This is a genomic window from Allosphingosinicella sp., from assembly GCF_036402135.1.
Classification (GTDB): domain Bacteria; phylum Pseudomonadota; class Alphaproteobacteria; order Sphingomonadales; family Sphingomonadaceae; genus Allosphingosinicella.
Map to the genome: position 1 here is coordinate 15,024 of NZ_DASWTN010000006.1, position 25,713 is coordinate 40,736.

A 25,713-nucleotide genomic window follows, 5' to 3' on the forward strand; every position below is an offset into this window, starting at 1 on the left:
TCGTTTCAGCCGGCGCGGCTGGAACCGACGGACAGTGTCGGGCGTCGGCTTGGCGGAAGGAAATCAGCATGGACGACAAGAAGCCGATGCCGGGGCCGCATGCCGGCACCCACAGCGCCGATCAGGCCGGGTCACAGGGACAGGCGGGCGATCTGGCGCGCGACGATCCAGACGCGCGGGAGAAGTATAACGGCCGGGAGGGCGGCGGCGATTCTGCTGGCGGCGCCTATCCCAATCCACATACGGGCAAAAAGCCCGAAAAGGACGGCTTCATGGGCCACGGCGGCCAGACCGAAATGCCCTATCACGGCAAGGGTCAGCTCGGCGAAGACGTAATCGAGGGCAACGAGAATTCGCCTGCGACGAAGGACTAGTAGCCAAGCAGCCGCGCCAGCCGGTCGGCGTGGTAATTGGCGTCGCCGAACAGCTCGTTGAGCACGCGGTCGCGCTTCATGTAGAGACCGATATCGTACTCGTCGGTCATGCCGATGCCTCCATGCATCTGCACCCCTTCCTGCACCGCTAGCGTCGAGACGCGGCCCGCCTTCGCCTTCGCGACGGATACCATTGCCTCGGCCTCAGCACTGCCTTCGTCGAGCAATTGCTGCGCCTTCAAGGTCGCGGCGCGGGCAATCTCCAGCTCCGAATAAAGATGCGCGGCGCGGTGCTGCAGCACCTGGAATTCGCCGATCAGGCGGCCGAACTGCTTCCGCTGCTTGAGATAGTCGACCGTCATTCCCATCGCGCCCGATGCAACGCCGACCATTTCGGACGCTGCGCCTGCCCTACCCGCGCGTAGCACGCGGGAGAGCGCCTCCTCGCCTCCGATCAGCGCATCGGCATCGACCTCGACGCCGTTGAAGTCGAGCCGCGCACCAATGCTGCTGTCGGCGAGCCGCACACCCTCGACATCGAGACCCTGCGCCTCCTTCTCGACCAGGAATAGGCCGATCCCCTCGTCCGTCCGTGCGGCAACGACAAAAAAGTCAGCCGAGGCGCCCTGCACCACGAACTGCTTGCGGCCGGACAGGCGGAAGCCGTTGCCGGATCGCTCCGCCGTCATGGCAATGGCGTCCGGTCTGTGCTTCGGACCTTCGTCCACGGCGAGTGCCGCGACGGTGTCGCCGCTGAGGATGCCGGGGAGCCAGTGCTCACGCGCCGCAGTGCCTTGCAGCGCCTCAACCACGGCGACCGCAGTGACGAGGAAGGGCGACGGGGTAAGGTTGCGGCCGATCTCCTCCAGCACGATACCGGCCTCGACATGACCGAGGCCGAGGCCGCCATCCGCCTCGTCGATCAAGATGCCGGTAAAGCCCATCTCGCCAAACTGCTTCCACAAGGCGTGGCCGAACCCGTCCTTGCAGTTGCGGTCACGCCAGTGGCGGAGCTGTTTTGCGATCGCGCCTTCGCTCGCCATGAAATCGCGTGCAGTGTCCCGCAGCATCGCCTGATCTTCATTGAGGTAGAGCGGCATCAGGCCCCCGGAAGCTGAAGGATATGTTTGGCGACGATGCCGAGCTGGATTTCGGACGTGCCGCCCTCGATACTGTTCGCCTTGGTGCGGAGCCACTCGCGCGCAGCCTTGCCGCCTTTCGAGCGGTCACTTTCCCATTCGACCGCGTTGGAGCCGCCGGCGGCCATCACCAACTCGTGCCGGGCCTTGTTGAGCTCCGTGCCAGCATATTTCATCATCGACGGCTGCGCGGGATGTGCGTGCCCGGCTTTGAGCTCGTCCATGAAGCGCTCGCTCATCGCGCGGAACGCCATGGCATCGACATCGAAACGCGCCACGTCGGCGCGGAGGATTGGGTTCTCCGCCAGCCGCTCCCTCAGCGCCACGCCGAGGCTCTCGCCATTGCCGCCGAGGCCCATGCCGCTGATCATCTCGCGCTCGTGGCCGAGCAGATACTTTGCGACGTCCCAGCCCTTATTCACCTCGCCGACCACCTGGTCCTTCGGGACCTCCACGTCGTCGAAGAACGTCTCGCAGAAGGGCGAATAGCCGGAGATGAGCAGGATCGGCTTGGTCGACACGCCGGGGCTCGCCATGTCGAATAGCAAGAAGCTGATGCCCTTATGCTTGGGCGCTGAGAAATCAGTGCGGACGAGGCAGAAGATCCAGTCCGCCTTGTCGGCGTAAGAGGTCCACACCTTCTGCCCATTCACCAGCCAGTGATCGCCCTTATCCTCGCACTTGGTCTGGAGTGAGGCCAGATCCGAGCCGGCATTGGGTTCCGAATAACCCTGACACCAGCGAATCTCGCCGCGGGCAATCTCCGGCAGGAAGCGCTTCTTCTGCTCCTCTGTACCGTATTTGAGCAGCGCCGGCCCGAGCATTGAGATGCCAAAGCTCATCAGCGGATTGCGCGCCCCGATCGCCGCCATCTCCTGCTTCAAGACTTTCGTCTCGGGGGGCGACAGACCGCCGCCGCCATAATCCTTCGGCCAGTCGGGTACGGTCCAGCCGCGCTCCGCCATCACCTGCATCCAGCGTCTCTGCGCGTCGTTCTTGAAGACCGGATTGCGACCGCCCCAGCAGGCATCCTCCTCGCCCCGCATCGGCTCACGCATTTCCGGCGGGCAATTCGCCTCCAGCCAGGCGCGTGTCTCCTTCCGGAAGACGTCCAAATCGGTCATGCTCTTGTCTCCGAAGCGTCTGCGCTTTAGCGCGATGATAGGTTGACGGAAACGTAAAGCAAGCGAAGGGGCGGCGATGGATTTTACCCTTACGGAACGCGAGGCTTTCTACCGCGACCGCGTGTGCGCCTTTATAGAGACTCACGTCCGGCCGCGCAGACAGGATTATTACACACAGATCGCAGCGGGCGACCGCTGGCAGCCGATCGAGCTTATTGAGGAGCTGAAGCCAAAGGCGAAGGCGGCCGGGCTCTGGAACCTGTTCATGCCGCCCGCGCCCGCGCTGCCCCATGTCGACGACAGCTTCGAGTTCGAAGGGACGCAGCTCACCAATCTCGAATATGCGCTTTGTGCCGAGGAGATGGGGCGCATCCTCTGGTCGGCGGAAGTGTTCAACTGCTCCGCGCCCGACACCGGCAATATGGAAGTGCTGCAGCGCTACGGCACGCGCGAGCAGAAGGACGAATGGCTTCGGCCGCTGATGAACGGCGAGATACGCTCCGCCTTCTTGATGACGGAGCCGCAGGTCGCCTCCTCCGACGCTACCAATATCGAGACGGAGATCCGGCGCGAGGGCGACGAGTACGTCATTAACGGCCGCAAATGGTGGTCGTCGGGCGCAGGCGATCCGCGCTGCAAGGTCGCCATCGTTATGGGGAAGACCGACACCGGCGCCCAGAAGCACCGGCAGCAGTCGATGGTGCTGGTGCCGCTCGATGCGCCTGGCATCACCATCGAGCGCGCGCTGACCGTCTACGGCTATGACGATGCGCCGCATGGTCATATGGAAATCGAGCTGAAGGACGTGCGCCTCCCGGCCTCCAATATGCTGCTCGGCGAAGGGCGCGGGTTCGAGATTGCTCAAGGAAGGCTCGGGCCGGGGCGCATCCATCACTGCATGCGCACGATCGGCGCAGCGGAAGAGGCGCTGGCGGCGATGGTGAAGCGGCTTCAAACCCGCGTCGCCTTCGGCAAGAAGTTGATGGAGCATAGCATCTGGGAGCAGCGCGTGGCGAGGGCGCGGATCGACATCGAAATGTCGCGACTCCTCTGCCTGAAGGCCGCCGACATGATGGACAAGGCCGGCAACAAGGCCGCGCAGGCCGAGATCGCGATGATCAAGGTGGAGGCGCCGCGAATGGCGCTGCAGATCATCGACGATGCGGTACAGGCGCATGGCGGAGCGGGCGTCAGCCAGGATTTCGGCCTCGCCGCAAGCTGGGCTGGCATCCGCACGCTCCGCCTCGCCGATGGGCCGGACGAGGTGCACAACCGCGCCATTGCACGGCTGGAGTTCGCCAAGCATGCGCCGGCCATGGAGGGGAAATGAGCCTGTTCGATCTCAGCGGAAAAGTCGCGATCATTACCGGATCTTCTCGGGGCATCGGCCGCGCCGTTGCCGAAGCCATGGCCGACCAAGGCGCGAAGGTGGTGATCTCCAGCCGCAAGGCGGACGCCTGCGCGGAAGCGGCCGAGGGGATCAACGCGAAGCATGGCGCGGGCACCGCGATCGTCATTCCCGCAAACATCTCTTCCAAGGAGGCGCTGCAGAACCTCGTAGACGAGACGCGGGCGCAGCTTGGGAAGATCGACGTCCTCGTCTGCAACGCAGCGTCCAATCCTTATTATGGGCCGATGGCGGGGATCGCCGACGAGCAGTTCCGCAAGATCCTCGAAAACAACGTCATCGCCAATCACTGGCTGATCTCAATGGTCGCGCCGGAGATGGTGAAGCGGAAGGAAGGGTCGATCATCATCGTGAGCTCCATTGGCGGGCTCACCAGCTCGACGATGATCGGCGCCTACAACATCTCGAAGGCCGCCGACTTCCAGCTCGCCCGCAACCTCGCGGCCGAGTTCGGCCCCTCCGGCGTGCGCGTGAACTGCATCGCGCCCGGCCTCATTCGAACCGATTTCGCCCGCGCGCTCTGGGAAAACCCCGACACGCTGAAGGCGGTGACGCGCACCACGCCGATGCGCCGGATCGGCGAGCCGCATGAGATTGCCGGCGCCGCCGTCTATCTCGCCTCGCCCGCCTCCACCTTCATGACCGGCCAGGCGATGATCGTCGACGGCGGCTCGACCATCGGGGTCGGCCTGTGAGGCTGAAGGACAAGGTCGCCATCGTCACCGGCGCCGGCTCCGGCATCGGCCGCGCCACGGCCGAACTGTTCGCTGCGCACGGCGCAAAGGTGGTGGTCGCTGACCTCAAGGGTACGGAAGACACGACGGGTCTCCTGGGAGACAATGGCCTTGCGGTGACCGCCGACGCCGGCAGCGAAGAGGATGTGCGCAGGCTCGTGCAGACTGCGCAGGAGCAGTTCGGCGGTCTCGACATCGTCTTCGCCAATGCCGGCATCTCCGGCGGCCTTGCCTCCATCTTCGAGCAGAGCGCCGACGACTGGGCCGAGATATTGCGCGTGAACTTGATCGGGCCTGCGCTCGCCATCCAGCATGCCGCGCCGGTCCTCCGCGAGCGCGGCGGCGGATCGATCATTTGCACCGCGAGCGTTGCTGGGCTGCGGTCGGGTGCCGGAAGCGCAGCCTATTCCGCGTCGAAGGCGGGCGTCATCAGCCTCGTTAAGACGGCGGCGCAGCAGCTTTCCGGCTCCAACATTCGCGTCAACGCCATCTGCCCTGGCCTCATCGAAACCGGCATGACCGAATTCGTCTACGAACGCGCCCGCGCGAAGGGGCAGGAGGATCGGCTCGGCCACCTCAACCCCCTGAAGCGCGGCGGCGAGCCAATCGAGATCGCCAACGCTGCCTTGTTTCTCGCGTCCGAGGAATCCTCGTACGTTAACGGCCATGCCCTGGTCGTGGACGGCGGCCTTTCCTCCTCGCACCCCTTCAACCGCCAGGATTACGGCCGTACGGCCATTTGAACCGGAGACCAGAATGACCAGCCCGATTACCACCACCCGCCACGGCGACGTGCTGATCGTCACGTCCAACAATCCTCCCGTGAACGCGCTCGGTCATGCAGTGCGCGAAGGGCTGGTGAAAGCGATCGAGGAAGCGGACTCCGACGAGGCCGTGAAGGCGGTGGTGATACGCTGTGAAGGCCAGACATTCTTTGCCGGCGCGGACGTTTCCGAGTTCGGCACGCCCAAGGCGTTCGAGCCCCCAATGCTGCCGCAGGTGGTCGACCGGATCGAAGGCTGCACCAAGCCGGTGGTGGCGGCGATCCACGGCACGGCGCTCGGCGGCGGCCTTGAGGTCGCGCTTGCCTGCCACTTCCGTGTCGCGGTTCCGGATGCGAAGCTCGGCACGCCGGAAGTGAAGCTCGGCCTGCTCCCCGGCGCCGGCGGCACGCAGCGCCTGCCGCGGGTGGCGGGCGTGACGAAGGCGCTTGAGATGACTGCCGGCGGCAATCCGATCGGCGCGAAGGAGGCTTATGCGATCGGCCTCATCGACAAGCTGATCGAAGGCGACCTCGAGCAGCACGCGGTCGCCTATGCGCATGAAGTGAAGGATGTGCGGCCGATCCCCAAGACGAGCGAGAAGGACGACAAGCTCGCCGAGGCGCGGGCGAACCCCGACATCTTCGACGAATTCCGCAAGGCCAATGCCAGAAAGATGAAGGGCTTCGACGCGCCTGAAGCGAACATCCGGGCGGTGCAGATCGCGGTCGAAAAGCCCTATGCTGAAGGCGTCCAGGAAGAGCGCAGGCTGTTCATGGAGCTGATGAGTGGCACCCAGGCCCGGGCGCAGCAATATTTCTTCTTCGCCGAGCGCAAGGCATCAAAGATCGAGGGGTTGCCGGAAGGAACGCAGCCGCGCGACATCCGCCGCGTCGGCGTGATTGGCGCCGGCACGATGGGCGGCGGCATATCGATGAACTTCCTATCGGCCGGCATCCCCGTGACCATCGTCGAGATGACGCAGGACGCGCTCGACCGCGGCACGGGCATCATGCTCAAGAACTATCAGGCGACTGCCTCCAAGGGGAAGATGACCGCCGATCAGGTGGGCCAGGCCATGAGCCTCCTCAATCCCACGCTGGACTTCGACGCACTCGCCGAATGCGACCTCATCATCGAGGCGGTGTTCGAGAATATGGACGTGAAGAAGGAGGTGTTCGGACGCCTCGACAAGATCGCCAAGCAGGGCGCAATCCTCGCCTCCAACACCTCCTATCTCAACATTGACGAGATCGCCGCCTCGACGTCGCGGCCGCAGGATGTGCTCGGCCTCCATTTCTTCTCGCCGGCCAACATCATGAAGCTGCTCGAAGTCGTGCGCGGCGCGAAGACTGCCCCCGACGTGCTCGTCACCGCCATGCAGCTTGCCAAGAAGATCCGGAAGGTCGCCGTCGTGGCCGGCGTCTGCTACGGCTTCATCGGCAACCGCATGCTGATCCCGCGCCAGACGCAGGCGATGCAGCTGCTGCTGGAAGGCGCGACGCCGGAACAGGTGGACCGCGTCCATGTCGAATTCGGCATGCCCATGGGTCCGTTCCAAATGGCCGATCTCGCCGGTGTCGACATCGGCTGGCACCGCGACTCCAGCCGCATTGAAAATATCCGCGACAAGCTCTGCGCGATGGAGCGCTGGGGACAGAAGAAGGGCGCCGGCTTCTACGACTATGACGAGAAGCGCCGCCCCTCACCTTCGCCAGCCGTTGCCGATGTGATCGAGGAGTTCCGCGCAAAAGCCGACGTTGAGAAGCGCGACATCTCCGATCAGGAGATCATCGAGCGCACGCTCTACACGATGGTGAACGAAGGCGCGAAGATCCTCGAAGAGGGGATGGCGCAGCGCGCATCCGACATCGATGTGGTCTGGGTCTACGGTTATGGCTGGCCCGTTTATCGCGGCGGGCCGATGTTCTGGGCGGACACGGAGGGCCTGCCGAAGATCGTAGAGGGTCTGAAGCGCCAGCAGGAGCGGCTTGGCGCCGAGTTTAGCCTGTCGAATCTATTGGTGAGCAAGGCCGAAGCGGGCGAGAAACTCGCCCGCTAAGCGCCGAGAGTTGATCAGGGGCTAGCCGGCTCGTCGTCGTCGCCGCCCTTGATGACGGAATAAAGCAGGGCACCGACGACCGCGCCGAGTCCAAAGACTATGGCAACGCCCATGAAGCCGGAATCCATGATCTCGGATTCGGCTTCCGTGGAGGCGGAAGCGCGCGCAATCGAAAGGCTGCTTGCTGCGGACATGGCAGGTGCCGGAGCCAGCATCAGCGCGGAAGCGGCCAGAGCGGCAGAAAGGGACTTGATACGCATTGATTTCGACCTCAAACAGTGAGGGCTCCGTCTCTGGCGGGCGCAGTGTTCAAGGTCAAGCCGCGGTCATTGTCGCGGCTGAACTTCCGCGGGCCGCTGTGTGTTTGCAGCATCGGATGAACCAGCAACTTAGCCTCCTCGAAGACGAGCGTGGGCCGGAGGGTCTCGGCTATACGGCGGAATTGATTTCCGTGGAGGAGGAGCGCCAACTCGCGGACCGCTTCGCCTCGCTGCCCTTCAAGGCGTTCGAGTTTCAGAGCTTTACCGGCAACAGGCGCACTGTCTCTTTCGGCTGGCACTATGCGTTCGACGGCAGCGGCCTCCACGAAGCCGAGCCGATCCCCGATTTCCTGCTGGACGTGCGTGCCAAGGCGGCGGCGTTCGCCGGCCTCGATGCCGAGGCGCTCGTCCATGCGCTCCTCATCGAATATGCGCCGGGTGCCGGCATCGGCTGGCACCGCGACCGGCCCGTGTTCGGCGAGGTGGTCGGCATCTCCCTCCTCGCCCCGGCGCGTCTCCGCTTCCGCCGGAAGCAGGGCGACAAATGGGAGAGGCTTGCCGTTATGGCGGAGCCGCGCTCAGCCTACCATCTGACCGGCGCCGCCCGCAGCGAGTGGGAGCATAGCATCGCGCCGATGGAGGCGCTGCGCTATTCCATTACCTTCCGCACCCTCCGCTAGGCCGTTGCGCCCGCTTAACGAATTGGCGATAGTGCGAGGGCATGTAAGGCGGGAGAGGGGGCCGAGTCATGTTCAATAAGCCCAGGAAAGAGGCGCCCGCGGCGCCCGTAAAGGCTGCCAGGCGCGGCGGCAGCTTCTCCGTCATCGGCGCGGATGTTGTCATCAAAGGCGATCTCGTCACCGCCGAAAACCTGCAGGTGAACGGCCGCATCGAAGGCGACATTCAGTGCGGCGTGCTCCACCAGGGCGGCAGCGGCACCATTGTCGGCAATATCGTCGCCGAGGAAGCACGCCTTGCCGGCCTAGTCGACGGCACGGTCAGCGCCGGTCTCCTGATCCTCGAGCCGAGTGCCCGCGTGACCGGCGACGTCTCCTACGAGACGCTCAGTATAGAAAGCGGCGCCCGCGTGGAGGGCCGCTTCGCCCATCGCGATGCAGTCATGTCCGCAACCAGGGCAGGTCCCCGCGCCCAGGCATCGCACCTGGCAGAACTCTTCCCACCTGAAGAAACCGCCGAAGCGGCGGAATAGGCTTAGAAGCCAATCTCCCGGCGTAGAGGGTATAAAGCGGGCCGATAGCCGCGGCCTACTTTCACATACTCGCCCCCACGCAACCGAACCGCCACAAGGCCGCTTCGGGCATGTTCAAAGCCGGCGATCGCGCAGCGGGCGACGATGGCGGAGCGGTGGACGCGTATGTAGCCGTGGCTCGCGAGGAAGCTTTCGGCTTCGGCCATTGTGGCCCGCACCAGACGCGGCCGGCCGGCATGGATGGCTTCGACATAATTGCCGGCCGCGCGGCAAAGGTCCGCGCCAAGCAGCAACTCGAAGCGCGGATCTGCAAAATTCGGCGGCATATCGGTCGGCACCCGCCGCTGCAGCAGGCCGAGCGCGAGAATGGCGCCTCCGATTGGCAACTCCGCCCTTACCCTCTGGAAAAGATCGACGCCCGCGCTGGCCGACTCTGCTGGAAAGGCCAGCGCATCGAGCATGGCGGCAACAAACGCCGCCGTAAGGACGGTCGCGGCCGCAGCCGCAATACGATGCGCCCGGTTCTCCTCAGCAGCCTGACGTTGAAGCGCCAGCCAACAAAGCGTCCAGGGGGGAAGAGTCACGGCCAGCCATATTGCCGCCACGTCGAGATCCACGCCTTGGCGAAGCGCCTGGTAGAGAAGACAGTCGACCAAGCCCAACGCCGCAAGACACGCAATGGCGGCCGCGGCGATGAGCGGCCTAGGGTTCCTCAGCTGCTGCTCGATCTGATCCAGCGTCATGCCGCAATTCTATTTACGCGAGGCGGCATGGGCAACTCGGAGCCGGTCGTCAGGCGTGCAGGGCGCGTCTTTCGAGCGCGACCGCGGCCTCGTCGACGAGCTGGCGGATGATCTCGGCGGTGGGCTGCTCTTCCTTCACCATGCCGACCGATTGGCCAGCCATGACGGAGCCGCTTTCCACGTCGCCGTCGATCACCGCCCGGCGAAGTGCGCCGGCCCAATAATGTTCGATCTGAAGCTGGGCTTCGGCCATCTCGACTTTGCCCTCGTCGAGAAGCTTGGCGACCTCGATCTGCTTGGCTGAGAAATTCTCCATCTCCCGGTTCTTGAGGGCGCGGACGGGGATGACCGGCAGGCGCGGGTCGATCTGAACGCTGGGAATCGCATCGCGGGCCGAGGCGCGGATGAAGGCCTTCTTGAAATTGGGATGGGCAATGCATTCGTTTGCGCAGACGAAGCGGGTGCCGAGCTGAACGCCTGCAGCGCCCATTTCGAGGTAACCGGCGATGAGGCCGCCACGGCCGATGCCGCCGGCGACGAAGACGGGGAGGTCCGCCGCCACTTCCGGCAATATCTCCTGCGCCAGCACCGAGGTGGAAACGGGGCCGATATGGCCGCCCGCTTCCATGCCCTCGATCACCAGCGCGTCGACGCCTGAACGGATCAACTTCTTCGCGAGCGCAAGCGCGGGGGCGAAGCAGATGAGCTTTGCGCCGGTGCCCTTGATCCGCTCCAGCGCGCCCGGCGGCGGCAGTCCGCCGGCCAGCACGATGTGGCTGACGCCGTGGCGGCCGCAGACGTCGATCAGCTCGGACAGCTGCGGGTGCATGGTTATGAGGTTGACGCCGAACGGCCGCTCTGTCCGCTTCTTCGTCTCCGCGATTTCGGTGTCGAGCAGGTCAGGCGTCATCGCGCCGCAGGCGATCACGCCGAAGCCGCCGGCGTTGGAGATTGCGGAGACGAGGTTCCGCTCCGAAATCCAGCTCATTGCGCCGCCCATAATGGCGACTTCGCAGCCGAGGAAGTCTGTGCCGCGCTTCATCAGCCGGCGGAGGCGATCGTGGCCGACGCTTTCTTCAGATGCCGTGACGGCGGCTGCGACATTCACTTCACTGGTCATTCGGCATCCTCCGCATCGAGCCCGTAGGTGGTATGCAGCACCCGGACCGCGAGTTCCGTATATTCCTCAGGGATCAGGACTGAGACCTTGATCTCGGAGGTGGTGATGGCGAGGATGTTGATGTTCCTGTCGGCAAGCGCCTGAAACATCTGCGCGGCGATGCCGGCGTTGGAGCGCATGCCGACTCCGACCGCGCTCACCTTCACGACATTGGTGTCGGTCAGGATCTCCTCGAACCCGGCCTCCGCCCGCACCTTTTCCAGCGTATCGACGCTGTGCGCGAGCGAAGCCGTGGGGACGGTGAAGGTAAGGTCGCTCTTCTCGCCCGCCCGCGGCACCGACTGGACGATCATGTCGACGTTGATATTGGCCTCGGCGAGCGGCGCAAAGATGGCGGCGACTGCGCCCGGCTTGTCCGGCAGGCCGGTCAGAGTCACCCGCGCCTCGTTCTTGTCATAGGCGATGCCCGTGATGACGTTCCGTTCCATGTCCTTGTCCTCGATTACATCGTCGCCGACGATCAGGGTGCCCGGCCGATCCTCGAACGAGGAGAGCACCTGGAGCGGCATATTGTAGCGCATGGCGAGCCCTACCGAGCGGGTCTGGAGCACCTTTGCGCCGACGCTTGCGAGCTCCAGCATCTCTTCGTACGTGACCTGCTCGAGCTTCCGCGCCCGCGGCACGATGCGGGGGTCCGTAGTGTAGACGCCGTCCACGTCCGTGTAGATGTCGCAGCGGTCCGCCTTCATCGCCGCAGCAAGAGCGACGGCGGACGTATCGGAGCCGCCGCGCCCAAGCGTCGCCACATCCCCCTCGTCGGTGACGCCCTGGAAGCCTGGAATGACGGCAATACCGCCTTCGTTGAAAACCCGCTCCAGCACGGCGGCGTCAATGCCCTCAATCAGAGCCGCGGCATGGCCGCTGGTGCGGATAGGAAGCTGCCAGCCCATATAGGATTTGGCGTTGAGGCCCATGCCTTGAAGCGTGATGGCGAGGAGCCCGCTGGTCACCTGTTCACCGGATGCCACTACCACGTCATATTCGCGCGGGTCATAAAGCGAGGCGGCTTCGCGGCAGAGATGGATGAGGCGGTCGGTTTCGCCGGCCATTGCGGAAACGACGACCGCGACCTGATTGCCGCGCTCCGCCTCCCGCTTCACAAGCGCCGCGACATGGCGGATGCGCTCGATCCCCGCCATCGAAGTGCCGCCGAATTTCATTACGATGCGGGCCATGGAACTCGCTTATGGCATGAGGCGCTTGGGAATTAAGGCGCGGTCCTGATAGGGAGGCGGCATGATCAACGCAAGCGAGCCACTATCGACCATCGACCCCAAAGAGGCCGAGCATTTCGGGCGGATGGCGGCGGACTGGTGGGACCCGAAAGGCTCGTCCGCGATGCTTCACCGGCTCAATCCGGTGCGACTTTCCTACATCCGCGATCGGATCGACCAGCATTGGAGCTTCGACGAGACCAGCCGCACGCCGCTGACAGGTAAGCGCGCGGCTGACGTGGGCTGCGGCGCCGGCCTGCTTGCCGAGCCGTTGGCAAGGCTGGGCGCCGACGTGACCGGCATCGACGCGGCGCCGGAGAATATCGCCGCGGCGCGTCTCCACGCGGAGAGGCAGGGCCTGGCGATCGATTACCGGGTCGGCAGCGTCGACGTGCTGACTGCCCCCTACGACCTCATCACCTCGCTGGAGGTGGTTGAGCATGTCACCGACCCTCGCGCCTTTATCGGCGGGCTGGCGGATGCGCTGGCGCCCGACGGGCTCCTTGTCCTGTCGACGCCAAACCGCACCTCCATGTCGCGGCTGATGATGATCACGCTCGGCGAGGGTACCGGCCGCATCCCCAAGGGCACACACGATTGGGAGAAGTTCCTGACGCCGGAAGAGCTTCTCGCATTGCTCCGTGATGCGGGGCTAGAGGTGGTCGATTGCAGCGGCCTCGCCTTTACTCTTACCGGCGGCTTCAGCCTCTCCGACAATAAGTCGCTCGATTATTTCGTCACTGCGAGAAGGGCCGCTTAGAAGTCTACCTTATCGTAGTGCGTAGGCGGCGAGATCACCTCCATCCGCTCGGTTAGCAGCGGGCGGAAACTCGGCCTAGACTTCATCACCGCATACCAGTCGGCGGTCTGCTTGTGCCCCCGCCAATCGATGCCGCCGAGATAGTCGGCGACGGAGAGATGCGCAGCGGCGGTCAGGTCGGCAAGGCTGAGCGCCGGTCCGGCCAGCCAGCGCCGATGATCGAGCAGATAATCGATATAATCGAGATGGGCGTTGGCGGCGGTCATCGCCTCCCGCAACGCCTTGGTGTCCGGCGCGTCGCGGGTGACGAGGCGCTTCCGCATCCGCTCGTCCATCAGCGGCTTCACGACTTCGCGGTAGAGCCCTTCGTCGAACCAAGCCGTGAGGCGGCGTACCTCGGCACGGTTGGCGGCCGTGCCTGGGATCATCGGCGCCTTTTCCACTGTCTCTTCGAAATATTCGCAGATGGCGCCGCTATCGATCAGGACGATGCCCTTCGATTCCTCGACCAGCACCGGTGTCTGCCCGGCCGGATTGAGGTCCATGAACTCATCGCGGTTCGCCCAGGGCGATTCCCGCACCAGTTCGTGCGCGACGCCCTTCTCGCCAAGCGTCAGACGGACCTTACGCGAAAAGGGACAAAGCGGGAATTGATAGAGCTGCCACATAGGTGGGCAGCATTAGCGTGCAGGCGCGCCCCGTCCACCGGCGGAGCGGCGCTTATCCACGAATTTCTCGAATTTCAGCTTAGCGGCGGTCGTAGTCGCGGGATGGAACGCCGCGCACGGCATCTTCCATGCGCCGCTCGACGTCTTCCAGCGTCCGCTGAAGCACCGGCGCCATCACCGCCATCTGCTCCGTAAGAGCACCCAGCGCAACGGTGGCGGTCCGCATCTGATCCTGCATACGCTCGCGAATATAGGGATCGTCCTTGGCGGCACGGTCGCCGAGCGTTTCCTCGCGCTCGCGGCGGCTCAGCTTCCGGCCTTCGATCGCCTCGCGGAGCGGTCCCACCGGCACGTCGAGAATGGCGTCGGCCGCGCGTGCGGCGACTTCGCCCATCTGCTCGATCTCACGAGCATCTGGGACGTCGCGGGCGATCTCTTGATCGCGCGGGTTCGCTGGCACGACCGCTTCCGGCACGCGGTTCGCGTCCGCACTCTCGGGGATCTGCTGCTGGGCAGCGGCAGGCGCGGCAAGGGCTGCAAGCCCAGCGGCGGCCAAAATTAAGTGACGCATTACTCGCCTCCTCAACAAACTCGGGCAGCAGGAAAGAACGCGCCCGGAGCGACTCAGTTGCGGCACGACTGCGCCGCCGAGCCTGAGTCCTCGCTGAATATTAACAGCTTAGCGCAGGAACAGCCAGACGAGCGCCACCATGCCCGCGACGATCCGGTACCAAGCGAAAGGCGCGAAGCCGTAGCGGGTGACGATGCCGACAAACGCCTTCACCACCACGAGCGCGACGATGAAGGACACGAAGGCACCGAGCGCGATATTGCCGACAAGGTCGGAATTGATCTGATCGCCATGCTTGGCCAGCTGAAGGACGGTGGCGCCGGTCAGCGTGGGAACCGCGAGGAAGAAGCTGAATTCGGCGGCCGTCTTGCGGTCGACGCCGAGGCTCATCGCCCCCAATATGGTCGCGCCGGAGCGGCTGACGCCCGGGATCATTGCCAGGCACTGGACGAGGCCGACGCCGACCGACTGGCGGAAACTCACGCCCGCCACGCCGCCCGCTTCCTTCGGCTTAGCGTAGCGTTCGACGATAAGGATCGCGATGCCGCCGATGATGAGCGCCCAGGCGACCACGATCGCGTTTTCAAGCAAAGTTTCGATCGGATCGTTGAAGATGAGGCCGATTACCGCCGCCGGAAGAAAGGCGACGATGAGGTTGCGGGTAAACGCGATCGACGCCGTCTCACGCCGCCCGAGGCCGACTAGCACGTCCCTAAACGTGCGCCAGTAAAGGACGAGGATGGCGAGGATGGCGCCCGGCTGGATCGCGATGTTGAACAAGGCCCATTGCTCCGCCTTGAAGCCAAGCAGCTCGGTTGCGAGGATGAGGTGCCCGGTCGAGGATACGGGCAGATATTCGGTCAGCCCTTCGACGATGCCGAGCAGGATGACGAGAAGGGTTGTGCTCATTGACTAAGGGCTACTCGCGAGGAGAGGGTTCAGTAAGGCGATTTGGCGGCGAAGCGGCCGCCGCGGCGGTAGCTGGTGAGCCAGCCTTCGGAGACCGCTTTCAAGGGCGTCGGCGCAATGCCGAAGTCCCGTAAGCCACGCGCCTTGTCGGACACCACATTATCCTTCTGCAGCATCAGCCACTGGTCCCATGTGATCGGCGCGCCGGGCAGCCAGCCGGTGAAGCGGGCGAGCGGGCCGGCGGCCCTATCCGGAATGTCGATGAGCTGCCGATTATGTCCGGTCGTGCTGCAGATGAACGCGTTGAGCTCGCGCATCGTCATCACTTCCGGCCCGCCAAGCTCGTAAGTCTTGCCGCCATGGGTCTCCGGATCGAGTGCTGCGGCGGCGATGGCGCGGCCGGCGTCCACTGCATAGACGGGCTGAAACTTCGCGGCGCCGCGAATGACCGGCAGCGCAGGCAGGAGCCGGGTGAGGCCCGCGAAGCGGTTCACGAAATTGTCCTCTCGCCCGAAGACGACGGAGGGGCGCATGATGGTCGCGTTCGGGAAGGCGGCGCGAACCGCCTCCTCGCCTTCGCCCTTGCTGCGTCCATAGGCGCTGGGGCTCTCCGGGTCGGCGCCGATCGCCGAAACATGAACGAGCGAGGACGCGCCGGCCGCGGCCGCCGCGCGGGCGATCGTCTCGGCGCCGTCGACATGGACCTGCCAGAAATTGCCTTTCAGGATGCCCACAAGGTTCACGACGGCGAAGCTGCCCTTCACCGCATGGGCGACTTCCTCCTCATTCCGGATATCGACGCCGACGAACTGGGTCTGGCCGAGTGCACCCAGCGGCTTCAGGAAAAAGGCCTTGCGAGGATCGCGCTGCGCGATCCGGACGCGCGCGCCCGTCTTGTAAAGCGCCTGCGCAACATAGCGGCCAAGAAAGCCGCCGCCGCCGAACAAGGTGACCACTCGGTCCATTCGAAGTCCCTTGGGAAGTGGTGGGAAAGTCGCGCCCCCATTGCCCGCTCGCATCCGCGTTGACAAGCGATTGCGCTCACCCTAACTCGCGCGGCCTACCTTAAGTATCTGTGCCCAGATGGCGGAATTGGTAGACGCACCAGCTTCAGGTGCTGGCGCTCGCAAGGGCGTGGAGGTTCGAGTCCTCTTCTGGGCACCATTCCATCAGTCTGAGATCCTGCCCTTTGCCGTGCTAGATGGGCTAGGTACTTGGCTGAATGTCGCTGCTAGAAGCGTTCGATAATCGGCGGTTCTCCGTCGGAGACGAACGAGGCGCTGAACGCGCCATTGTTGGTCGAAGCCGAGCAATTAATCCGGCTGGGGCCGGCATATGGATTTGTGTACGTGCAGGTACCGCTCGCCGGCACGACATTTGGCTTGGTCCCGGCTCCATTCAACGTGAAGATCACGCGATCCAGTCGCACGGTCGCATGATTTCCCTTAGCCGGTGTGTCGGCACCGCTGAACGTCACCACGGCGACATCACCTGCCAAAAACGTAAAGCCAGTCCGACCGCCTTTGTACATGCTGTTGGTGACCCTGCTCTCGCAGCCGCTGCTAACGTCCCTGCCGCCCAAGATCAGACGTCCGCAGGTGCCGTTCATGACAGCCAGTCCGTCCAGCGCTTCCAGATTGGGGATCGGCCGCTGCATAGCCGCACCCGCATTCGGGGTGAGCGCTATTGCGCCCAGAATTCCCGCCCAGAACGGCGTCCGCTTGTCCGACATACTTCCTCCTCGTCGCGCTTGGGCGGGTCGAACTTACTGAGTGGCGTCTTCGCCCTCTTCCGCTGTGTCTTGGAAATAGGGCTCGACGTCCCCCGACAGCTTGATCGTCATCGGCTGGCCGAAGCGGTCGAGGCTCTTGCCGGCGGCGACGCGGATCCAGCCTTCGCTGACGCAATATTCCTCGACGTTCGTCTTTTCCTGTCCCTTGAAACGAATGCCGACGCCGCGGCGGAGCAGATCCGCGTCGAAATGGGGACTGCGGGGATTGAGCGAGAGGCGGTCGGGCGGCGTATCGGCCATTACTTCATCTTCCATTCTTCTGCGTTCGAGCGCGCTCCTTTAGCGCAGCTTCGCGATCTTGATACCGTCGATCTTCGCCCGATCCTGCACTGATTCCTCGCTGCGGGTCAGAGCCTTGGCGATGGCTTTGAGGCCCATGCCCTTGCCTGCAAGCGTCTTGAGCTTGGCGACCTCCTCGCTCTTCCAGGGCTGGCGGTGCCGGACGAAATGCTCCGCCATCAATCCTTCGCCACCGTGCCCTTGGTGGAGGGCTTGGCCGCAATGGTCTTCTTCACTTCCTTCTTCGGCTTCCGCGCTTCCTTGTTGCTGCGCACCTGTCCCTTGGCCATGCCGTCTCTCCTCTAGCCTTTCTTCGAAGCGATATAGGCGTCGACCTGCTGCTCCAGCACGTCGAGCGGCAAGGCGCCGTTGCCGAGCACCACTTCGTGAAAGTCACGAATGTCGAAGCGGGAGCCGAGTTCCTTCTGCGCGCGGCCCCTCAGTTCGAAAAGCTTCAACTGGCCGATCTTGTAGCTGGTCGCCTGACCGGGATTGGTGATGTAGCGCTCGACTTCCTTAACGATGTCGCGCTCGCTGAGGAGCGAGTTGTTGCGGAAGTAGTCGATTGCCTGTTCTCGGCTCCAGCGCTTGGCGTGAAGCCCGGTGTCGGTGACGAGCCGAACCGCCCGCCAGAGTTCCAGGGAAAGGTGGCCGAACTCCGAATAGGGATCCTGGTAGAAGCCCATTTCCCGTCCGAGCCGCTCGGCATAGAGCCCCCAGCCTTCGATATAGGCGCCGTAGAAGCCGAAGCGGCGGAACTTCGGCATCCCTTCCAGCTCCTGCTGGCGGGCGATCTGGAAATGGTGGCCGGGCGCACCTTCATGATAGGCGATGCCCTCGGCCTGAGGCTTCAGCACCTGGTTCATATCGGCGAGGTTGACGTAGTAGATGCCGGGCCGCGATCCGTCCGGCGTCGGCTGGTTGTAGAAGGCGACCGACGCGGTGTTCTCGCGCCACTTCTCGACCGCCCGCACCTCCAGCGGCGCTTTCGGCAGGCGGTGGAAATATTCCGGCGCCTTGGCCATCGCCTGCACTATGAAGGCTTCGGAATCCTTCAGATATTGCTGCCGTCCCGCTTCGGTGTTCGGATATTTGAACTGGGCGCCGTTCTTGATGTGGGCGAAGAATTGCTGGAGCGTGCCCTTGAAGCCGACCCGCTCCTTGATCTTCTCCATCTCGCCTTGGATGCGCGCGACTTCCTCGAGACCCAATTGGTGGATGCGGTCGGCGCTGAGGTCCGTCGTGGTAAAGAAGCGGAGCTGGTTGGCATAATATTCGCCGCCCTGCGGGAGCCGCCAGACGCCGTCATTACCGGTCGCCTTAGGTTCAAGCTGGTTCAGTGTGGCAATGAACGTGTCGTAGCCGCGCCGAAACGAGCGCGACAGCGCGGTCGATGCGTCGGCAACCAGCTTCGCCTTCACGTCGGCAGGCGCATCGAGCGCCGCCACCTTCTTCTTGATGTCCGCGAGAAGCGTGCTGTCGGGGCCGGTATCGAAGGGGGCGCCGGTGATCACCTTCCGCGCATCATCCCGCACGGGTCCGAAGACGAACTTCGGCGGCACGATGCCCTTTTCCGCCTGGTCGCGCAGGCCTTCGGAGATTTCCCCCATCACCCGTTCGACCTCGACGAGGCGGGCTATATAGGCTTCGGCATCGGCGACGCTGTCGACGCGGTGCTGGTTGATGAGGAAGACCGGAAGCTGGCCCGCCGGGCTGCCGTTCGCGGCGATCGGATAATTGTGGAAGCGCCAGGCGAATTGGCGCCGGCCGGTTTCGACATTGTTCTCGAACAGGCGATAGCTGAGCCGGCCCGCCGGGCTCAACCTCTCATAGTCGAACTCAGCCTTCAGCCGCGCAAGCTGTGCCTCCGACAGTGCCCGCTGCCGCTGCGCCTGCGCATCGGTATAGTCGTTGAGCTTGTCGTAATCGGTCTTGATGCCAAGCTGTGTCAGCCCTTGCGGGTTTTGCGCGAGCGCCTCGTCGAAAGCAGCATCCAGGAACGCCAGCAGTCGCCGATCCTCGTCCTCCGGCGTCAACGGCGGCGCGGTCGGAGGCGTAGCGGCGGCCGGACCGGGTGGCGCCACCTCCGCGGGAACGGTCGTGCAGGCGGTGGCGGCGAGGAGAAGCAGGGCAAGCGAACGCTTCACGGGCGGTCCTTCGGGTTGAGGGCTTATCAGCCCTGTTTAGCGGCTCCTTCCTCGGCGTCCACTGCCCGCGCCTTCTCGGCCATCCAGCATGGGTCCCAGCTCGGCTCCGGGCCGAAGCGGGCGACGAGGAAATCGACCAGCGCCCGCACCCGGGCGGTGGTCGCGCGGCCCGGCGGCATCACGGCGTGAAGGGCGATGCCGTCGTGGAGCGGATAGTCGCGGAGGATGACCTCGAGCTCGCCAGATTCAATGGCGGGGGCAACGATGAAGCTTGGCGCGACCAGGATGCCGAGGCCGGCCACCGCGGCGGCGCGGAGCATTTCGCCGCTGTCAGCGCGAAGGCGGATCTGTCCGCGCGCTGTTTCCCATCCCCGCGGCGTGCGGAATTTCAGCTGCTCGGCCATCGAGACGTTGGCGTAGACGAGATAATCGTGATCCTTGAGGTCGCGGGGATGCTGCGGCCGCCCGCGCTCCTCGATATAAGCCGGGCTTGCCACCGCCACAGCGCGGATGGGCGCGATCTTCCGCGCGACGAGCGACGAGTCCTGAAGCTGGCCGATGCGGACCGCGATGTCGAAACCGCCGCCGACCAGGTCGACCGTTTTGTCGTCGAAGGAAATGTCGAGCTCGACCTTCGGATGAAGCTTGGCGAAGTCGGCGAGCGCCGGCGCCAGATGCTGGATGCCGAGCGAGATGGGCGCGGTGATGCGGATCGGTCCCGCGACCTGAGTCACCGCTTCAGCGACTACCTCCTGCGCCGCCTCCAGTTCGGCGAGCACGTTTGAGGCGCGGGCGAAATAAGCGCGGCCCACCTCGGTCGGCTGGGCGCCCTGGGCGGTGCGGGTGAGGAGGCGCGCGCCTAATTGCTCCTCCAGCCGGGCGACGCGGCGGCTGACGATCGATTTGGAAATACCCATCCGCTCGCCGGCCCGCGCGAAGGCGCCGGTTTCCACCACCCGCACGAAGGCGAGCACGTCCATCAAGTCTACCGAAGAGCGTTCCATAATCTGCAACACCGAAATGCTTTAGTGATGTCTACACGCAACACGGACGAAGGTCCACATGGCTTCCAACAGTTACGCCAGTGGAGGAAAGTCATGGCCAATGTGCTCGTCATCAACAGCAGCCTGTCCGGCGCGCAGTCCGTTTCGAACAAGCTCACCCGCCAATTCGCCGATCAGCTGAAGGTGTCGGTGCCTTCCATCGAGGTGAAGGTCCGGGACATCGGATCGAACCCCATTCCGCACCTCGTGCCGGAAACGGTAGCGGGCATCCGCGCCGAAGCCATAACCGAGGCCGAGAAGGAGGCGCGGGCGCTTTCCGACAAACTTATCGCCGAACTGAAAGAGGCCGACCTCATCGTCATCGGCGCGCCAATGTACAATTTCGGCATCCCGTCGACGCTGAAGACTTGGTTCGACCATGTGCTCCGCGCCCGCGTCACTTTCCGCTACACGGAAGAGGGACCTGAGGGGCTGCTCGGTGACAAGAGGGCGGTCGTGATCGAAAGCCGCGCCGGCGTGTACAGCGAAGGCGCGGCCACGGCCATGGACAGCCAGGAGCCGCATCTTCGTACCCTGCTCGGCTTCATGGGGATCACCGATGTCAGCTTCATCCGCGTCGAGGGTCTGGCCTTCGGTCCGGAAGCGGCGGCCGCCGCCGTCGAGGGCGCGGCCCGGCAGCTTCGCGGCATCGCCGGGCACGAGCTCGCGCTCGCTGCCTGAAAGCCCCGAGCTTTCGCAATCGCCGGCCGCTCCTAAATAGGGGCGGCCGCTCAACAGGAGGAACAATCATGAAGCTCTATTTCACCCCCGGCGCCTGCTCGCAGGCCCCGCACATCGTCCTTCGCGAGGCGGGCCTCGCCTTCGAGCCGGTGATGGTGGACCTGAAGGCCAAGCGCACTGCGTCTGGCGATGATTATCGCGCGATCAATGCGAAGGGCGGCGTGCCGGCACTCGGCCTCGACACGGGCGAAGTGCTTACCGAAAATGCCGCCATCCTCCAGTATCTGGCGGATCAGGCCGGCGGAGACCTGGCGCTGCCCGAGAAGGGCATCGAACGCTACCGGCTGCTCGAATGGCTGAACTATCTGGCGACGGAAGTGCACAAGGGTTTCGGCCCGTTTTGGAACCCCGCGACGCCGGACAGCTACAAGGAAGCGACGCGCGCGCAATTGGCGGGCAAGTTCGATTATCTCGAACGCGCGATCGGCGACGGTCCGTATCTGCTGGGCGACCGCTTCTCGGTGCTCGACGCTTATGCCTTCACCCTTCTGAACTGGACCCGGATCCACGACATCGACATCGGCCGCTGGCCCGGCCTTGTCGCCTATCTGGAAAGGGTCGGCGCCCGGCCGGCGGTGCAGGAGACGCTCCGGGCCGAAGGCCTCATCTAGGAGACATTGAGATGATCGACATTCGACCTTTCAACACGCTCGGCCATGCCGATCACGGCTGGCTGAATGCACGTCATCATTTTTCCTTCGCCAATTACTACGATCCGGCCCGGATGGGCTGGGGTGCGATCCGCGTCTGGAACGACGACGAGATCGCCGCCCGGTCCGGCTTCCCGCCGCACCCGCACAGCGACATGGAGATCATCACCTATGTCCGCACCGGCGCGATCACCCATCAGGATTCGATGGGCAATCAAGGCCGCACCGGCGCGGGCGACGTGCAGGTGATGTCCGCCGGCACCGGCGTCCGTCATGCGGAATACAATCTTGAGGACGAGCAGACGACGCTCTTCCAGATCTGGGTCTTGACCGACAAGCCGGGCGCACAGCCAAGCTGGGGCGCGAAGCAGTTCCCGAAGGGTAACCGTGCCGGAAGCTTCGTCACCCTGGCGAGCGGGTTCGATCAGGATGCGGATGCGCTCAGGATCAACGCCGCGGCACGTGTGATGGGCGCCACTCTGGGCGCAGGCGAAACGGCCGAGCTTCAGCTGGATCCGTCACGCCACGTCTATCTCGTGCCGGTGAACGGCGCGGTCGAGGTGAACGGCGTCCGCGCCGAACCCCGCGACGGCGTCGCCATCACCGGCGAGGAGAAGGTGACGATCAAGGCCTTCGAGGAAACCGAGATTGTCCTCGTCGACGCGAAGTAGGGAAGGGCAGGCTGAAAGGCCTGCCCTTCTTTTTCACTGCCGCTGGATCGAGCCGCCGCCTTGGACCGTCTGCGTCACCGACGGATTGCCCCAGTAGCGGATGAGGCCGCCGCCGCGCACGGCAGCGGCGAGCGAACTCGCCGGCCGGACCATGAGACTGCCGCCGCCATTGACCGCTGCAGCTACGCTGGACGCCGGAAGCGCGCGGGCGTCGATCTGGCCGCCGCCATGGATCGCCGCCGCAAGCGCGCTTTGCCGCGGGAAGCCTTCCACCACATCGATGGAGCCGCCGCCCTTGATGGCGAGCCCGTCCACGTCCGGCGTCACGACCTCGATCTCAAGGTCGTAGCGCTGCGGGCACTGCTCGTTGCAGGCGCGGATCACGAGCTGGTCGGCGCCGCCATTTCCACCGCTCCTGACCACATCGAAGCTGGTATATTGCGTGCTGCCCTTGATCAGCGTCACCCGCTGCTGCGCGCCATGACGAACGCGCACCGTGCCGCCGCCGCGAAGCTCGATCTTCTCGAACTGCGGCACTGCCACATTCGTCTGGGCATTCAGCGGCAACGGCGCCGCAGTTATCGCGACGGCCGCAAGCAAGATCCTAGCCTCCATTGCACTCTCCTCTTGTTCCCTGCTACAAATGTAGCATCTTCATGAGGAAGAGCGCAAGTCGCTTCAAGCCCGTGGCGGCACGATCGTGTCGTTGCGGGGCGTAACCACCGTCTCAGCGCGGTCGACATAGACGATGCGCTCGCGCCGACCGACGAGGCCGAGCAGACCCAACAGGCCGAGCAGCCCGAGCAGGCCCCAATCATCGAAGCCTTCGTCCCGCTCCTCTTCGAGCGGCAGGAACTCGTTATAGCTGTTGGCATAGGGGTTCTCGACCGGCGGCGGCAGCACGTCGGTCGTGACCGCCGGCGGAACGGTGACCGGGGGAACCGTGACGGGTTCTGTGGTGGTCGTCGTCGTCGGAGGTTCGGGCGCGGGTGCGGGGTCAGTGTCCGGTTCCGGCGCCGGCGTTGTCACGGTCACATTAGCCGTCGTCTCGTTCTGCGCGAACGAAGCGGTCGGCAGGGTCGCGGCCAAAGCCGTCGCGGCAAACATGAATGCGGTGCGTTTCATCTGTCTCTCCCTCATCTGAAGCGGTGTCCGCCGCCCGTAGATTTCGCCTCTCTAACGGACGAGAAGGTCCGAAGGCAGCGTCGGCTCGGACAGGATGCGCTCCATAGCCTCCCAGCGCGCTTCCTCCGACGGTCCCTGCGCCTCGATATAATTGCGAACGGCGTCCTTCCCGAGCCCATAATTGATCACGTAGCTGCGATATTCTTCGGTGAACTTGATGAGCTGTTCGGCGCGGGCCTGGGAGACGAGCTGATATTTGCGGGTGAGCGCCACCGCCTGATCGCGGCTGATGCGACCTTCGAGGAGATCGCGGGCAATGGTAAAGCGCGCGCCCTGAAGCTCGCTGATCGCTTTGTCCAGCTCCAGGAACTTGGCCGCATCGGCGGTCGGAAGCCCCGCCAGCGGATAAAGTGCAGCCGCTTCGTAACGGAGCCGCTCCTCGCCCGGAAAAGCTAGGTCGATGCCGTAATTGGCCGAGCCTTCGGCGATGAAGCTCTGCGGCGAGTAAAGCGGATAGACACTGTACTCGACCCAGCCCCGTTCCTTCACCAGCCGTTGCTCCAGCAGCAGGTTGAAGACGTGGTGGCCAGGATAACCCTCATGGCAGCCGAGATCGACCGCGCGGCTGATCCGGATCGGAAGATCGGTGTTGATCTGGATGAGGCTGGTGAGATTGCCCTTGTACCAATTGTAGCCGGACCAACTCTTGCCGGTGACGAACTCCATCGTGAAATTCTCTTCCGGCGGGAGCGTAATGTGGCGGAGCGTACGGCGCTTGCACTCGCCGATCGCGGCGTCAAAGACCGGCTGCAGCCGCTCCTTCGGGATGGTGAAGCGGTTCTGGAAGGCATCGACCCGGTCCGCCAGCGCGCCGCTACCCGGCACCAGCCGCTCGATGCGGGCAAGCAAAGGATCGTAGGTGCTGAGCTCCTTCAGCTCCGGGCGATAGGCGAATAGGCCCTCCGCCTCGTCCACAAAGCTCAATTTCTCGCCGCGCCGCATTCGGAGCCGCGTCTCTGCGGCCTTCAGCTGCGCGAGCAGGAAGGCCCGGCGGCGCTGCTCCAGCGGCGAAAGCCCCTCGTTCGCCGCAGTGGTGCGCGCGCTGAGATTTGCGACCTCGGCTGTTAGCTCCTCGAGCGAACGCCGGTTAGCCTTGGCCGCTTCCTGCCATTCTGCCGGACCATAATAAGCATCGATATAGCCCGCCTCATGCTCGCCGATCTCCAGCTGCATGCGAACATAATCGCCGGCGATGCGGTCGAGGCTGTCGCGCGGCGGCGCGGCAACGCAGCCCATGAGAAGAGCAGAACCCAAGAGAGCCGCAAGCCACCTGATCATCGAACCTCCATCCTTTCCACGTCGCCGTCTGCGTCGATCTCGCCGTCCTGCTCCACCTGCTCGCGCTCGAACGTCTCACAGGGCTTGGCGAAGCGCAGGATCGTGTAGCCCACAAGTGCCGACGCAAGCGACCCCAGCAGAATGCCGAGCTTCGCCTCCTCGACGAGGAGCGGATCGCCGGGAAAGGCGAGCGCACCGATGAACAGGCTCATCGTGAAGCCGATGCCGCAGAGCATCGACACCGCGTAGATCTGCACCCAGCTCGCCCCGCGAAGCTTGGCGGCAATACCGAAGCGCACCGAAAGCCAGACCGCTCCAAAGATGCCCAGCTGCTTGCCGATGAAAAGGCCGGCCGCAATGCCTAGCGGGAGCGGCGCAAGGACCTGATCGGCGCCGATTTCCTGAAGCGGCACGCCAGCATTGGCGAGACCGAACAGCGGCACGATCAGGAAGGCAACCCATGGTGCAAGCAGATGCTCCAGCCGGTGGAGCGGCGACTCCTCGGCATCAGGCGCGCCTGGCGTTCTGACGATGGGGATGGTCGCAGCGGTGAGCACGCCGGCAATCGTTGCATGAACGCCGGAGAGAAGCACCGCATACCAGAGGCCGAGGCCCAGCAGCAGGAACAGGGTCAAGCTGCGGACGCCGCTCTTTCCCAATATGTACATAAGCGTGAAAAGGCCCGCCGCGATGCCGAGCGCGAGCGTGTTGATGGAGGCCGTGTAGGCGACCGCAATGATTGCGACCGCACCCATATCATCGACGATGGCGACTGTGGTGAGGAAGAGCTTCAGCGATGTCGGCGCACGT

The 25,713-nt window shown here is 64.4% G+C and carries 30 protein-coding genes and 1 tRNA gene; 12 read left to right on the plus strand and 19 right to left on the minus strand.

Annotated elements, in window-relative coordinates; translation table 11 throughout:
* Window positions 1–68 precede the first annotated feature (68 nt).
* On the plus strand, window positions 69–374 hold the full coding sequence (locus VGD10_RS01725) for a hypothetical protein (RefSeq protein WP_331039065.1): 306 nt from the start codon (window positions 69–71) through the stop codon (window positions 372–374).
* On the opposite strand, the gene VGD10_RS01730 is transcribed toward VGD10_RS01725, so the two are convergent.
* Window positions 371–1,474, minus strand: coding sequence for an acyl-CoA dehydrogenase (locus VGD10_RS01730; protein ID WP_331039066.1), 1,104 nt, complete (start codon window positions 1,472–1,474; stop codon window positions 371–373). The two genes, VGD10_RS01725 and VGD10_RS01730, sit on opposite strands and share 4 nt — an antisense overlap.
* A complete protein-coding gene (locus tag VGD10_RS01735) occupies window positions 1,474–2,637 on the minus strand; it encodes an acyl-CoA dehydrogenase family protein (protein ID WP_331039067.1) in 1,164 nt (387 codons plus the stop codon). The genes VGD10_RS01730 and VGD10_RS01735 overlap by 1 nt, the downstream gene beginning before the upstream one ends.
* A gap of 76 nt (window positions 2,638–2,713) precedes the next feature.
* Between VGD10_RS01735 and VGD10_RS01740 the strand changes: the two genes are divergently transcribed.
* Genes VGD10_RS01740 through VGD10_RS01755 form a run of 4 tightly spaced genes read left to right on the plus strand, consistent with a single transcriptional unit; the run spans window position 2,714 to window position 7,602 of the window.
* Window positions 2,714–3,967 carry an acyl-CoA dehydrogenase family protein gene (locus VGD10_RS01740; protein WP_331039068.1) on the plus strand — a complete coding sequence of 418 codons (1,254 nt, stop codon included), beginning with the start codon at window positions 2,714–2,716 and terminating at the stop codon, window positions 3,965–3,967.
* Window positions 3,964–4,740, plus strand: a complete 777-nt coding sequence (locus tag VGD10_RS01745) for an SDR family oxidoreductase (RefSeq protein ID WP_331039069.1) — start codon at window positions 3,964–3,966, stop codon at window positions 4,738–4,740. The genes VGD10_RS01740 and VGD10_RS01745 overlap by 4 nt, the downstream gene beginning before the upstream one ends.
* Window positions 4,737–5,522 (plus strand): SDR family oxidoreductase, encoded by a 786-nt coding sequence (locus tag VGD10_RS01750; RefSeq protein ID WP_331039070.1) that lies wholly within the window; start codon window positions 4,737–4,739, stop codon window positions 5,520–5,522. Before VGD10_RS01745 ends, VGD10_RS01750 begins: the two co-directional genes overlap by 4 nt.
* 13 nt (window positions 5,523–5,535) lie before the next feature.
* Window positions 5,536–7,602: a 3-hydroxyacyl-CoA dehydrogenase NAD-binding domain-containing protein gene (locus VGD10_RS01755; protein ID WP_331039071.1), complete on the plus strand. Its 2,067-nt coding sequence runs from the start codon at window positions 5,536–5,538 to the stop codon at window positions 7,600–7,602.
* Between the two features lie 14 nt (window positions 7,603–7,616).
* Here the strand turns inward: VGD10_RS01755 and VGD10_RS01760 are convergent, their stop codons facing one another.
* Window positions 7,617–7,862, minus strand: coding sequence for a hypothetical protein (locus VGD10_RS01760; protein WP_331039072.1), 246 nt, complete (start codon window positions 7,860–7,862; stop codon window positions 7,617–7,619).
* A gap of 116 nt (window positions 7,863–7,978) precedes the next feature.
* Between VGD10_RS01760 and VGD10_RS01765 the strand changes: the two genes are divergently transcribed.
* Both VGD10_RS01765 and VGD10_RS01770 read left to right on the plus strand, forming a co-directional pair.
* Window positions 7,979–8,542: an alpha-ketoglutarate-dependent dioxygenase AlkB gene (locus VGD10_RS01765; RefSeq protein WP_331039073.1), complete on the plus strand. Its 564-nt coding sequence runs from the start codon at window positions 7,979–7,981 to the stop codon at window positions 8,540–8,542.
* A 68-nt stretch (window positions 8,543–8,610) separates the two neighbouring features.
* Window positions 8,611–9,072 (plus strand): polymer-forming cytoskeletal protein, encoded by a 462-nt coding sequence (locus VGD10_RS01770; RefSeq protein ID WP_331039074.1) that lies wholly within the window; start codon window positions 8,611–8,613, stop codon window positions 9,070–9,072.
* A gap of 2 nt (window positions 9,073–9,074) precedes the next feature.
* On the opposite strand, the gene VGD10_RS01775 is transcribed toward VGD10_RS01770, so the two are convergent.
* The 3 genes from VGD10_RS01775 to VGD10_RS01785 all read right to left on the minus strand — a co-directional run bounded on the left by VGD10_RS01775 (window position 9,075) and on the right by VGD10_RS01785 (window position 12,170).
* Window positions 9,075–9,815, minus strand: a complete 741-nt coding sequence (locus tag VGD10_RS01775; protein WP_331039075.1) for a LytTR family DNA-binding domain-containing protein — start codon at window positions 9,813–9,815, stop codon at window positions 9,075–9,077.
* A gap of 49 nt (window positions 9,816–9,864) precedes the next feature.
* Entirely contained in the window at window positions 9,865–10,857 is a 993-nt protein-coding gene (locus tag VGD10_RS01780; protein WP_331039096.1) for an NAD(P)H-dependent flavin oxidoreductase, read from the minus strand.
* 74 nt (window positions 10,858–10,931) lie between these two features.
* Window positions 10,932–12,170, minus strand: coding sequence for an aspartate kinase (locus VGD10_RS01785; RefSeq protein ID WP_331039076.1), 1,239 nt, complete (start codon window positions 12,168–12,170; stop codon window positions 10,932–10,934).
* Window positions 12,171–12,231: 61 nt separating this feature from the next.
* Between VGD10_RS01785 and ubiG the strand changes: the two genes are divergently transcribed.
* The gene (gene ubiG, locus VGD10_RS01790; RefSeq protein WP_331039077.1) at window positions 12,232–12,969 is read left to right on the plus strand and encodes a bifunctional 2-polyprenyl-6-hydroxyphenol methylase/3-demethylubiquinol 3-O-methyltransferase UbiG; all 738 of its coding nucleotides are present in this window, start codon (window positions 12,232–12,234) and stop codon (window positions 12,967–12,969) included.
* Here the strand turns inward: ubiG and VGD10_RS01795 are convergent.
* The 4 genes from VGD10_RS01795 to VGD10_RS01810 form a co-directional block, all read right to left on the minus strand.
* Entirely contained in the window at window positions 12,966–13,637 is a 672-nt protein-coding gene (locus VGD10_RS01795) for a glutathione S-transferase family protein (protein ID WP_331039078.1), read from the minus strand. The genes ubiG and VGD10_RS01795 overlap by 4 nt on opposite strands.
* A 79-nt stretch (window positions 13,638–13,716) precedes the next feature.
* Entirely contained in the window at window positions 13,717–14,208 is a 492-nt protein-coding gene (locus VGD10_RS01800; RefSeq protein ID WP_331039079.1) for a hypothetical protein, read from the minus strand.
* A 108-nt stretch (window positions 14,209–14,316) separates the two neighbouring features.
* Window positions 14,317–15,117, minus strand: a complete 801-nt coding sequence (locus VGD10_RS01805) for an undecaprenyl-diphosphate phosphatase (RefSeq protein WP_331039080.1) — start codon at window positions 15,115–15,117, stop codon at window positions 14,317–14,319.
* Window positions 15,118–15,146: 29 nt separating this feature from the next.
* A complete protein-coding gene (locus VGD10_RS01810) occupies window positions 15,147–16,082 on the minus strand; it encodes a complex I NDUFA9 subunit family protein (RefSeq protein WP_331039081.1) in 936 nt (311 codons plus the stop codon).
* 112 nt (window positions 16,083–16,194) lie between these two features.
* Between VGD10_RS01810 and VGD10_RS01815 the strand changes: the two genes are divergently transcribed.
* A tRNA-Leu gene (locus VGD10_RS01815) sits at window positions 16,195–16,281 on the plus strand.
* Window positions 16,282–16,348: 67 nt separating this feature from the next.
* On the opposite strand, the gene VGD10_RS01820 is transcribed toward VGD10_RS01815, so the two are convergent.
* The 5 genes from VGD10_RS01820 to VGD10_RS01840 form a co-directional block, all read right to left on the minus strand.
* Window positions 16,349–16,849, minus strand: coding sequence for a hypothetical protein (locus VGD10_RS01820; protein WP_331039082.1), 501 nt, complete (start codon window positions 16,847–16,849; stop codon window positions 16,349–16,351).
* Window positions 16,850–16,882: 33 nt separating this feature from the next.
* Window positions 16,883–17,149, minus strand: a complete 267-nt coding sequence (locus VGD10_RS01825) for a DUF3297 family protein (protein WP_331039083.1) — start codon at window positions 17,147–17,149, stop codon at window positions 16,883–16,885.
* Between the two features lie 39 nt (window positions 17,150–17,188).
* Entirely contained in the window at window positions 17,189–17,368 is a 180-nt protein-coding gene (locus VGD10_RS01830) for a hypothetical protein (protein WP_331039084.1), read from the minus strand.
* 122 nt (window positions 17,369–17,490) lie between these two features.
* Window positions 17,491–19,335 (minus strand): DUF885 domain-containing protein, encoded by a 1,845-nt coding sequence (locus VGD10_RS01835; RefSeq protein ID WP_331039085.1) that lies wholly within the window; start codon window positions 19,333–19,335, stop codon window positions 17,491–17,493.
* 26 nt (window positions 19,336–19,361) lie between these two features.
* Window positions 19,362–20,351 carry a LysR family transcriptional regulator gene (locus tag VGD10_RS01840; RefSeq protein WP_331039086.1) on the minus strand — a complete coding sequence of 330 codons (990 nt, stop codon included), beginning with the start codon at window positions 20,349–20,351 and terminating at the stop codon, window positions 19,362–19,364.
* Window positions 20,352–20,432: 81 nt separating this feature from the next.
* On the opposite strand from VGD10_RS01840, the gene VGD10_RS01845 reads away from it, so the two are divergent.
* From VGD10_RS01845 to VGD10_RS01855, 3 genes are all read left to right on the plus strand, one after another.
* Window positions 20,433–21,059 carry an FMN-dependent NADH-azoreductase gene (locus tag VGD10_RS01845; RefSeq protein WP_331039087.1) on the plus strand — a complete coding sequence of 209 codons (627 nt, stop codon included), beginning with the start codon at window positions 20,433–20,435 and terminating at the stop codon, window positions 21,057–21,059.
* A 68-nt stretch (window positions 21,060–21,127) separates the two neighbouring features.
* Window positions 21,128–21,730 carry a glutathione transferase GstA gene (gene gstA, locus VGD10_RS01850; protein WP_331039088.1) on the plus strand — a complete coding sequence of 201 codons (603 nt, stop codon included), beginning with the start codon at window positions 21,128–21,130 and terminating at the stop codon, window positions 21,728–21,730.
* Between the two features lie 11 nt (window positions 21,731–21,741).
* Window positions 21,742–22,440: a pirin family protein gene (locus tag VGD10_RS01855; RefSeq protein WP_331039089.1), complete on the plus strand. Its 699-nt coding sequence runs from the start codon at window positions 21,742–21,744 to the stop codon at window positions 22,438–22,440.
* A 33-nt stretch (window positions 22,441–22,473) separates the two neighbouring features.
* Here the strand turns inward: VGD10_RS01855 and VGD10_RS01860 are convergent, their stop codons facing one another.
* The 4 genes from VGD10_RS01860 to VGD10_RS01875 form a co-directional block, all read right to left on the minus strand.
* Complete coding sequence (locus VGD10_RS01860; protein ID WP_331039090.1) at window positions 22,474–23,055, minus strand: GIN domain-containing protein; 582 nt, start codon at window positions 23,053–23,055, stop codon at window positions 22,474–22,476.
* A gap of 63 nt (window positions 23,056–23,118) precedes the next feature.
* Window positions 23,119–23,565, minus strand: a complete 447-nt coding sequence (locus VGD10_RS01865) for a hypothetical protein (RefSeq protein ID WP_331039091.1) — start codon at window positions 23,563–23,565, stop codon at window positions 23,119–23,121.
* 51 nt (window positions 23,566–23,616) lie between these two features.
* Window positions 23,617–24,903 carry a hypothetical protein gene (locus tag VGD10_RS01870; RefSeq protein ID WP_331039092.1) on the minus strand — a complete coding sequence of 429 codons (1,287 nt, stop codon included), beginning with the start codon at window positions 24,901–24,903 and terminating at the stop codon, window positions 23,617–23,619.
* On the minus strand, window positions 24,900–25,713 hold an 814-nt coding region (locus tag VGD10_RS01875; protein WP_331039093.1), incomplete at its 5' end, for a Na+/H+ antiporter NhaA. The genes VGD10_RS01870 and VGD10_RS01875, both read right to left, overlap by 4 nt.